We start from the raw sequence: 2,297 nt of genomic DNA, 5'->3' as shown, positions 1-2,297 counted from the left end.
AGCCTGTGCGGCGCAATGTCGCCGATCAACTACGAGACCCATATGGCCGCCGTCCGTGCGGCCTCAACTGCAGCCCTGTCACGAGACGAGGCCGCATAAGGGAGCCTCCACACTTCGAGGGGATTGACAGGGTCCACTACTACAACCATGAGCGGCGGCACTCCGCCCTCGGGATGCTCAGCCCCGTACGCTATGAGCAGTCCCTGACAGTCGCAGCCGAGGCTGCTTGAAACCCTGTCCACCATTCGGGGTGAACCTCAAACGCCTCTGCCCGGGGCGCGACGACTCCGGAGACTATGTGCGGTAAGGCTTACCGCCAGTTCTGACGGACTTGGACCCCACGGGCCTGTACCTGCCCTACGAAGGCTTCTCGAACAAACCCTGGATCAGGGCGGTCGTGGGCAAGGGGGTTCCGATCAAACCGATCGTTCACGGCCACCTCAAGGTCTGGGAGCTCAGCGCCAACCATCTGCTGCCCTTGGCGTCGGCGATGGCCGATCGGTACGGCGAGATCGAGATGCGACTACAGGTCTCACCGACGATGACGTGCAGCCACAGCTGCCAGACCGCCCGCCCGGACACGGTATGGGAGTGCGTGTGCGAGTGCGGCGGCCGCCACCACAGCGGCAAAGGCACCTACGACGACTGGTACTCCAGGGGCCGATTCCGCATCGAGCGCCAAGGCCAGATCGAAGTGCGGTACCTGCAGATCCAGCGTGGGCAGATCCCTCTACCACCAGATATCTCACTCGCCGCTCTCGAACGCGCATTGCCCATATCCCCGCCACAGGCCCCACCGGCACGGCGCGACAATCCGCGACCACAGCCGCGCCCGATCCCCCAGGCGACGCCACCCACACCGCGGCTGCAGGCCGTGCCCGCGGCACCGCCGCCGCCGGAGCCTGCGACAGCGTTCCCCCGGCCGGCGGCTGCGCGTGATCTCGGGCGGATTCCCGGCGACACCACAGACCGCCGCCAGCCCGAACCGTCACTGCCGGTTGCCCTTCCGGAACCACACAAGCCAGGTCGAGCCGGGCCACTGATCGCGGCAGCAGCCGTGGTCGCGGCGATCTGCCTGGGTGTATGGCTGGTTCTTCCCACCGACTCGAACGACGAGCCTCGGGGAACGAGCACCCCGGAAACGGTCCAGCAGGACAGCACAGAACCTGCACCACCACCCGTGGCCGAGGAGCCTGCTCCACCAGCACCACCCGTTCAGGCCCCACCACCAACTGCACCGCCGCGCGGGTGTTACCCGTTCCAGCCGAACTGCTGAGCCTCGCTCCTTGCCGCAACACAGGCGGTGGGTGACCGGATGGCGATCCGACGCAGGGAGCGGCCCCGACCCCTGTTCGGGCGAAACGGGGTCGGGGCCGCTGCCATCCTGTGGTGCACCACACCCAGGTGTGTGAGGACTCGGCATGGCGGAAACCATTTGATCATGAATACCGTTGCCCACCAACCATTTTTATCCAAGTCACTCCGATTCATTCGCGAAATCCCATGCTGTACAGTCGGTTTGGTGCAGGCGTACGGGCGGACGCACCCTGGAGCCCGCCTGGTGAGTGAGGTTCCGGGCGGGCTCCAGGGCGTGTAGCCATCCTCTGTGCTGTCACGAGCGGAGCCTGCCCGCGACAGCGGCAGATCATAGAGTCTCGCTGGTCAGAGTGCCTGCAACCGCGGCTCACGCGTGTCCGAGGTGTTAGAGGTACCCGCCCCACCCCGGGTGGGCGGTTCGCGACACCGCAGGCTCGGCACCTGGAGGGACGACCGAGCCCGCGGCGTTTCGGCCAGTGCCCGAACTCGACGCTTCAGACCCCGGCCTCACCCAGGGAGCCTGCCACTGCGGGCGGGGATGTCAAGAGCCCCTGCGGGGTGTATTCCCGCTGCTCACGACCGTTACAGGGCGCGGAAAGTCGCGCCAAGCCATTTCGGGCTGATTCGCGGTTCAGGGGTCGTTATTGATCATGACGACAGCCGTGACATCGTTACGGCTACCCGTCAGGGTTATCGCCGTGCCCGCCGACCCCCTCGCTTGCGTGGGTCCGGGGTGGCGCCGTGCCGCTGCCGGTAGTCGCGCTGCCGACATGTCGTTCTTTGTGCTTAGTTACCGTGTAGCGCATCGGGATTCGGCGGTTGCTTCTGCGTTGCCGTGGGCTGTGTTGCTGATTTAGCCTGGATCCGTGGAGTGGGGTTCTGGTTCGTTCGCGCGCCCGGGGGGGCGTGAACGCGCGTGTTTCGGGCATGGGGTAGCCGCTGGTCTGGCCAGCTTTTCCACTGTTGTTCCTGGTTGTAGG

The 2,297-nt window shown here is 66.0% G+C and carries 2 protein-coding genes; both read left to right on the top strand.

The genetic code is table 11. The features are described from left to right. The first annotated feature begins 5 nt into the window (after positions 1-5). A complete protein-coding gene (locus IU459_RS40285) occupies positions 6-230 on the top strand; it encodes an IS3 family transposase (protein WP_369123108.1) in 225 nt (74 codons plus the stop codon). A gap of 101 nt (positions 231-331) precedes the next feature. Continuing rightward, positions 332-1,276, top strand: coding sequence for a hypothetical protein (locus tag IU459_RS36935; protein WP_195134221.1), 945 nt, complete (start codon positions 332-334; stop codon positions 1,274-1,276). Positions 1,277-2,297: the final 1,021 nt, after the last annotated feature.

The organism is Nocardia amamiensis (genome assembly GCF_015477605.1).
In the GTDB taxonomy this organism is placed as follows: Bacteria; Actinomycetota; Actinomycetes; order Mycobacteriales; family Mycobacteriaceae; genus Nocardia; species Nocardia amamiensis_A.
This window is presented reverse-complemented; position numbering and strand designations above follow the sequence as displayed.